The organism is Effusibacillus consociatus, from assembly GCF_042652925.1.
In the GTDB taxonomy this organism is placed as follows: Bacteria; Bacillota; Bacilli; order Tumebacillales; family Effusibacillaceae; genus Effusibacillus; species Effusibacillus consociatus.
The window spans coordinates 53,346-60,479 of record NZ_JBHSHC010000153.1 but is presented as its reverse complement, the minus strand read 5'-3'; the positions used below and the strand labels follow the sequence as shown (position 1 = coordinate 60,479).

Sequence of the window (7,134 nt, the reverse complement as noted above, 5' to 3'; positions counted from 1 at the left end):
TCTTGTGTACGGCTTATTTGGTATGCGCTTTTTCTTGGATACGTGCATTTGCTAAGGATTTCAGACTTCTACCTCCTAGTACCAGCCTGACTTAAGTCTAGTAGCGGGAGATAGTTTATGAAACGGAAAACGCTTTAAGATATTGTTAAAGAACTGTTAATACACCGAGAGGTCCCTCTTGGAAGAGGGACCTCTCGGTTTTGTGGGGGGTAGGGGGATTCCAAAAGGGTCAATGAGGAAACCTTTTGTGGGATTGAGCAATTCACCCGGAACAATCAGCAGCCTGGCAATCATAACCGTTTCCGGAATTAGACCCATGGCTTTGCGTCCCTGTCTTTCGATCAGGTTTGCCCTTGATGATTGACTCATTCCTTGTTTTTATTTTACATGGATCGACAAAATAGTACATAGGTCTAGGGGACTAATTTTCGAGCAATTGCAACTTTATCCGACAATTCTCGCCAAACTGGGGATAATTTTCCTGGGATTCTTCCATCTCCGGAGATCAAATAGGACATAAGGACTATCGGATCCGTTATGCGACCACAAGTGTCGAATCAACTCGACATCAAATTCGGCTTCGGTTTCGACAAACTCGATTCTTGGGTCCCTCTCCTGCATGCGGCCCACAATTTTACGGGTTGCATCTTGCGAACCGGTGTCCACTACCACGATCCGAAGCTCTTTTCTGGACAAAAATGCCTTATACGCAATCCCCCGCAGGATTCCTTCAATGTACGCTTCAGCGTTGCATACGATCAGGACCAGCGTTATGCCACCTTCAAGAGAAGAACGAACGTAAAAATAGCGGAATAAATTAAACAGCGCGACGATCAAACCGTACGTAGCCAAGGCCCAAATCAAAAGGGCGAGCATAACTGACACCTCCCTTGTGGTGTCAATATATGCGCGCCCTTTTAAAGGCGTTCGTTACAACCTTACCCACCCTCGTCTCGCAGCGGTGATCACCGCTTGTGTTCGGTCATCCACTCCGAGTTTGCCAAGTATCGAGGAAACATGATTTTTAACGGTTTTCTCCGAGATGAACAGGGTCTCTCCGATGGTTCGGTTACTTTTCCCTTCTGCCATCAAACGGAGAATTTCCATTTCCCGTTGGGTAAGTAAATCCTGCCATGAGTCTTGCTCAACAGCAGCGGCTGTTTCATCATGGAAAATCGGTCTGTCCACCATCTTGTGACTCAATCGCTTGAACTCATCCAGCAATTTGGTGGTGACCTGCGGATGAATGAATGCCGTTCCCCCGGCAACCTGCCGGACCGCTTGCACCAACACTTCCGATTCCACGTCTTTGAGTAAATACCCGTTGGCTCCCGCACGAATCGATTCGAAAATATAAGCTTCATCATCATGAATGGAAAGAATAAGAACCTTTACCCCCGGGTGTGTTTCTTTTACCAACTTCGTAGCTTCGACACCGCTTTTTTCCGGCATGTTAATATCCATGAGGATTACGTCCGGAGACAGCGCCCCAGCCATCTTGATGGCTTGCTCACCATCGGTTGCTTCTCCAATGATTTTAAAATCATCTTCCAACTCGAATATTCGCCTCAATCCCTGGCGAAACAATGTGTGATCGTCTGCTAAGACGACCTTGATCGGACTGTGAGGGCTGAACATGACTAGCCTCCTTGATTTGATATCGGCAGAGTAATGATCACCTTGGTTCCCTCTCCGACCCTCGACCGGAACTCAACCTGACCCCCAAGCAGCTGAATTCTCTCTTGGATCCCCAATAACCCGTAATGCCCCTGCTCTTTCTTGCCTCGTGTTTTTTTCATGTCAAAACCTTTTCCGTCATCTTGAATATGTACGGTTACTTCAGGATGGCTCATTTCAAGCTTAACGGTGGCAAGCGAGGCTTCTGCATGCTTCCATATATTAGTAAGCGCTTCTTGCACGGATCGGAAAATTGCCACTTCCAGAGGACCTTGCAATCTCCGTTCCTCTCCAATCAACACAAAATCGGTTTGAATTCCGTGTTTCTCCTGGAACTTGGCAAGATAACGGCGTAATGTGGGGGCAAGCCCCAAATCATCCAACTCCATCGGGCGCAGATCGAAAATAATCTGTCGAACTTCCGCCAGACTATCGCGAACCATCTGCTTCAACTCCCGAAGTTCCAAACGAACCCTTTCAATGTCCCGATCCAACACTTTCTCCACGATCTCGGATCGCAACACAACGTTAGCCATCATCTGTGCCGGACCATCATGGATTTCACGAGCCAATCGACGGCGTTCTTCTTCCTGCGCCTGGATTACGCGAATGCCCAGATACTGTTTCTCTTCAACAGTTTGGAGAAGCATTCCGATTTCCTGCTGCTCGCCGGACAGATAGTTAAAGGCAACGCTTAGCTGGGTTACAAGCTCTTCGGCTTTGGATACCAAATCCGCCAAATTTTTCAGACGCAGCGACAAATCATCCCGCCGAAGTCGCAGCTGTTTCTCCCGCTCTCGAACGACCAGGAGCTCTGTTTGCAGCTTGTGTGCCTCATCATAGACTTCTCTGATTTGAGCCTCCGTGTATTTCCCGAAACTCTTGCTGACCAGCACCAATCGCTGCTTAGCTTTCCGCAGGGCGGATTCCAGCCGGTCAACTTCCTTTACGGTTTCGTAAACTTGAAGCTGTACAGCGGCCACATCACGTTCCAGAGCCTGGTATTCTTTGCGCGATGCTTCGGCGATTTGAAAAATATGAAGCTTCCCCTGCTCGATCGCCCGCAAAGTGGACGAAATTGCATGATCGAGGATCCGGGTGTCAAGTTGGGTGGACACGTACCGAAACCTCCTCTAATCCTTTTGACCTATGTATTCCATACACAAGTCCTATTTTCCTGCTTCCAAGACCTATTTTTTGCACTGATTCGACAAATTCAGCCAAAAGCTTACAGCCGCAAGCGATAATTCCACAAAAAAATGCCGAAAAAAATTGGGAGGACACGGCAAGTACCGTGTCCTCAGTGCAATGGGGTAAGGGTGATATGCTAAAGTATACGGTGGGTAATTTTGGTTTGTGGGGGTGGATTTTATTTCGTATTATACCCCCGCTTGCTGACGCAGGATCGCCGCTTTGTCGATTTTTTCCCAAGGAAGATCAATGTCGGTGCGTCCAAAATGACCATATGCAGCTGTTTGACGATAAATCGGCCGCCGCAGGTCAAGTTCTTTGATGATGCCTGCCGGGCGAAGATCAAAGTTCTCTGTTACAAGACGAACAATCAAATCTTCATCGACTTTGCCGGTACCGAAAGTATCGACCATGATGGAAACTGGGCGAGCAACGCCGATTGCATATGCCAATTGAACTTCGCACTTATCGGCCAGTCCGGCCGCAACAATATTTTTCGCCACGTAACGTGCAGCATACGCGGCGGAGCGGTCCACTTTTGTCGGATCCTTACCGGAGAATGCACCGCCACCGTGACGAGCATATCCACCGTAGGTATCCACAATGATTTTGCGGCCGGTCAGACCTGCATCCCCTTGCGGGCCACCGATTACGAAGCGGCCGGTAGGATTAATGAAATATTTCGTGTCCTCTGCCAGCAGGTGGGCAGGAACCACTGGTTTGATCACATGCTCGTGCAGATCTTTTTCAATCTGGGCATGTGTTACTTCTTCCGCATGCTGAGTGGAAATTACGATCGTATCAATGCGAACCGGCTTGTTTCCTTCATACTCGACGGTGACCTGAGTTTTTCCGTCCGGACGCAGGTAATCGAGAGTTCCGTTTTTCCGGACTTCCGTCAAGCGGCGTGAAATCTTATGTGCCAACGAGATCGGCATAGGCATCAATTCTTCCGTCTCATTGACCGCGAACCCGAACATTAAGCCTTGGTCCCCGGCACCAATTGCTTCGATCTCCGCATCGGTCATCGAGCCTTCACGCGCTTCCAAAGCTTTATTGACACCCATTGCAATGTCTGCCGATTGCTCATCAATGGATGTGATCACCGCACATGTATCGGCGTCAAATCCGAATTTGGCACGTGTATATCCAATTTCGCGAATCGTTTCCCGAACTACCTTCGGAATATCAACATATGTATTGGTAGTGATTTCTCCGGCTACCAGCACAAGACCTGTAGTTACCGAGGTTTCGCAAGCAACACGAGCATTGGGATCCTTTGCCAAGATGGCATCAAGTACGGAATCGGAGATTTGGTCGCATATTTTATCCGGATGTCCTTCTGTAACAGACTCCGATGTAAACAAGTAACGACGTGTCGTCACGGGTATCCCCCCTAAGATAAAGAAAATAAATGATCTCTAAGAATATAAATCAATTAGCAATACTATCCTAAATCGACGGGACTGTCAATGCATAGCGTTCATCAACCGGCAAAAAGATATTCGTTACATAGAAAGTGAAAAATACGGGAACAAAAATACAAGGAACACTCGCGGTAACGAGTGCTCCCGTTCAATAAAAAATTATTCGGTTTTACTGGGTACCCATTTGGCCGGCCAGTTGACGCTCAGCGAATGCGACCATCCGTTGGACCATTTTTCCCCCTACGGCTCCCGCATCCCGAGTGGCAATATGCCCCCAGTAGTCTTCACTTCCTTGGTAGACCGGCAATCCAAGCTCTGCCGCAATTTCATACTTCATGTCATCCAGTGCTTTATGTGCTGCAGGAACAAGTTGATCGCCTTTTCTTCCTGATCCTAATGCCACGCGGATCGCCTCCTTGACCAGAATTCCGGATCCATCAGTCTCCGGTACTTCTAGTCTGCACCCTGACCAGAAAGCTACACTGCTAAAATCATGGGTCAAAGGGCAATTATTGTATCGTGTACGCTCCCCGTACCACCAGGTAGCTGTCGCCGCCGCTGGTAATCTTGAGACCTCGTCCGTCATTTCTCGCAAACAGCAACAGGTGGTTCGTCGCCACCGCATTCCCGGTATTCAAGTCAACTCCGGCTGTTACATCAGACAACCCTCCACCCGGCCCCGAAATTGCAGTTGCCGTTCCGTTCCGGAGAATCACTTCCAGTCCGGCTTCCGTGGATGCTTTCAAAATTTGTCCCTGCTGCATCTTCACCACAGCAAAACTTCCGGCGGCGGTACCCGGCGTTCCCCCTGCAAGTTTGCTGTCCACGTAGCTCTTTGTTACAACCGGATCATCCGCAGACCCGGGCACGGCATCGTTGGTGGCTTTCCCAACCTGTCCAAGCATGAATCCAACACCAAGAGTTAACACCATCGTACCGAGAAAAGCCGTGCGTTTACGAAAAGACATTGAATGTACGTCCTCCTTAAAAAGGTGGTTTCCGATGGTATTCGACACTCTTTAGTCAAATCCTTCCGCTTCTTGTCAAAAAACGCTGTCGCAGAACAGCAACGGCAAACCGCGGAAGCGCCAATTGCCTGCGCCAACGGCTTGGTTGTTTGAGCAAACGATACAACCATTCCAACTGCATTTTTCTCCAGAAACTCGGTGCCCGCTTGACGGTGCCCGCATAGATGTCAATACATCCTCCCACTCCGATGGAGACAGGCACGTTTAATTCATGCAGATGATCCGCTATAAACCTCTCCTGTTTTCCCAACCCGAGTCCGACCAGCAGCAAGCGGGGCGACTGCCGGCGTATGTCCTCAATTATTCCAGGAATATCCTGCTCCTTGAAAAATCCGTCTCTGCCGGCAAGCTTCATGTTCGGATATATACGGGACAAATTCTCTAATGCCAGCCGATTGGACTCCGGGTTTGCTCCCAGCAGATAAACCGGCCACCCTTCCAGATGTGCATTTTCGAACAAAGGGGGCAGCATGTCCGCTCCCGTGACCCTTTCCACGATTCGGCTGCCGAAGAGTCGGGCGGCATAGACGACCCCAATTCCATCGGGAGTGATCAAATCCGCACGCTGCAAAAGGCTCATCATTTCCCTGTTTTGATTTGCAAACATCACGATTTCCGGATTCGCAGTGACCACTTGGCGAGGCAGCCCGTCCTCCATCCAGGACAAGATCAGCTTTATCGTATCCGCAAAAGAAAGGGTGCTGAAGGGCACCCCCAAAATGTCAACTGTATTTGCAGTTCGCACCTGAGTGCCTGACTTCATGACTGATTCCCCCGCATAGCGCGACCCGGCACCTATGGTGCCTCGTCGCGACTTGTACTCCCTGAGTGTAACCAATTCGCGAGCAGCTTTTGAAGCCGTTCCTGCTCGTCCCTCTCCACAAAAAAATACCACAATCCGTCTTCGGGGGCTACCTGATTTACTCCCTGAATCGATTCTGTCTGCAAGACGCTTGGATTGAAACGATAGTACGATTTCGCAAGCAGCCACAATTCTCCCGGGGGTATCGAAGTTTTCAGATGATCTCCCAAGATCTCCAGAATCTGAAAGGTCTTCGGAAACGTATCGATCGTCATTCCCTTGTCGATCAGAACGCGCAATACCTGCTGCTGCCTGCGCATCCGTCCCGTATCGGCTTCCGGATCATAACGAAAGCGCGCATAATCCAGAGCCTGTTTTCCATTAAGCACTTGTTCCCCTTTTCTGAGATGAATGTGTGTTCCGTCAGAAGGATCATCATAGTCCATGTTTTTTTCGACATGAATGGGAAGACCGCCCAACAGATCGACAAGCTTGCGGAAGCCGGCAAAATCCACCACCACTGTATGATCAACAGGGTTTTTCAACCATTCCTCCACCGTGCGCTTCATCAGTTCCGGTCCGCCGTAGGTCATTGCATGATTGATTTTCGTATACCCGCGCCCTGGTATTTTCACGCAGGTATCCCGGGGTATTTGAATCACATTGACGCCCGCATGTTCCGGATCGCATACCGCAAGCATGATGGTGTCGGCGCGTGCTGGTTCCCCCGCGCGCGAATCAAGTCCCAACAACAGAACTGACATAGGGCGGATTTTCTTTCGAGACAGGATCGATTGCGACAAATCCTGTTCCGCTTCAAAAAGGGATTCCGGCAGGTGATTGGGCCCGGCAAAATTCTGTTTGTCCATCTGGTGAGTAGAAGCCTGATATCGAAAGCCCACTGCTAGTATGACAAGCATGGCAATAGGTAATACGATTCTGCGAAATCGCATATTCATTCCCCTTTGGCTCCGAATACTTGTACAACTAGTTTTCTCGAATCTTGCTG

8 protein-coding genes and 1 riboswitch are annotated in these 7,134 nt (G+C 49.4%); all 8 genes read right to left on the bottom strand.

All coding sequences use genetic code 11. The features are described 5' to 3' along the window. Nucleotides 1-274: 274 nt before the first annotated feature. A riboswitch (cyclic di-GMP riboswitch) is annotated at nt 275-362 on the bottom strand. A gap of 82 nt (nt 363-444) precedes the next feature. The 8 genes from ACFO8Q_RS22020 to ACFO8Q_RS21985 all read right to left on the bottom strand — a co-directional run bounded on the left by ACFO8Q_RS22020 (nt 445) and on the right by ACFO8Q_RS21985 (nt 7,078). Beyond that, nucleotides 445-876, bottom strand: coding sequence for a glycosyltransferase (locus ACFO8Q_RS22020; RefSeq protein ID WP_380029153.1), 432 nt, complete (start codon nt 874-876; stop codon nt 445-447). A 54-nt stretch (nt 877-930) separates the two neighbouring features. Beyond that, nucleotides 931-1,638, bottom strand: coding sequence for a response regulator (locus tag ACFO8Q_RS22015; protein ID WP_380029151.1), 708 nt, complete (start codon nt 1,636-1,638; stop codon nt 931-933). 2 nt (nt 1,639-1,640) lie between these two features. Then, nucleotides 1,641-2,795 carry a sensor histidine kinase gene (locus ACFO8Q_RS22010; protein WP_380029149.1) on the bottom strand — a complete coding sequence of 385 codons (1,155 nt, stop codon included), beginning with the start codon at nt 2,793-2,795 and terminating at the stop codon, nt 1,641-1,643. Between the two features lie 261 nt (nt 2,796-3,056). Continuing rightward, nucleotides 3,057-4,253 carry a methionine adenosyltransferase gene (metK, locus tag ACFO8Q_RS22005; protein WP_380029147.1) on the bottom strand — a complete coding sequence of 399 codons (1,197 nt, stop codon included), beginning with the start codon at nt 4,251-4,253 and terminating at the stop codon, nt 3,057-3,059. A 211-nt stretch (nt 4,254-4,464) separates the two neighbouring features. After that, entirely contained in the window at nt 4,465-4,698 is a 234-nt protein-coding gene (locus ACFO8Q_RS22000) for a small, acid-soluble spore protein, alpha/beta type (protein WP_380029145.1), read from the bottom strand. A gap of 106 nt (nt 4,699-4,804) precedes the next feature. Continuing rightward, nucleotides 4,805-5,263: a hypothetical protein gene (locus ACFO8Q_RS21995; protein ID WP_380029143.1), complete on the bottom strand. Its 459-nt coding sequence runs from the start codon at nt 5,261-5,263 to the stop codon at nt 4,805-4,807. A gap of 55 nt (nt 5,264-5,318) precedes the next feature. Beyond that, nucleotides 5,319-6,086: a WecB/TagA/CpsF family glycosyltransferase gene (locus tag ACFO8Q_RS21990; RefSeq protein ID WP_380029141.1), complete on the bottom strand. Its 768-nt coding sequence runs from the start codon at nt 6,084-6,086 to the stop codon at nt 5,319-5,321. Nucleotides 6,087-6,118: 32 nt separating this feature from the next. Beyond that, nucleotides 6,119-7,078, bottom strand: coding sequence for an LCP family protein (locus ACFO8Q_RS21985; RefSeq protein ID WP_380029139.1), 960 nt, complete (start codon nt 7,076-7,078; stop codon nt 6,119-6,121). Between the last annotated feature and the right edge of the window lie 56 nt (nt 7,079-7,134).

Bases quoted from the DNA above. Each gene is read 5' to 3' on its own strand.
- ACFO8Q_RS22020 (WP_380029153.1), bottom strand. From the start codon at position 876: ATGCTCGCCCTTTTGATTTGGGCCTTGGCTACGTACGGTTTGATCGTC.
- ACFO8Q_RS22015 (WP_380029151.1), bottom strand. From the start codon at position 1,638: ATGTTCAGCCCTCACAGTCCGATCAAGGTCGTCTTAGCAGACGATCAC.
- ACFO8Q_RS21990 (WP_380029141.1), bottom strand. From the start codon at position 6,086: ATGAAGTCAGGCACTCAGGTGCGAACTGCAAATACAGTTGACATTTTG.
- ACFO8Q_RS21985 (WP_380029139.1), bottom strand. From the start codon at position 7,078: ATGCGATTTCGCAGAATCGTATTACCTATTGCCATGCTTGTCATACTA.
- ACFO8Q_RS21995 (WP_380029143.1), bottom strand. From the start codon at position 5,263: ATGTCTTTTCGTAAACGCACGGCTTTTCTCGGTACGATGGTGTTAACT.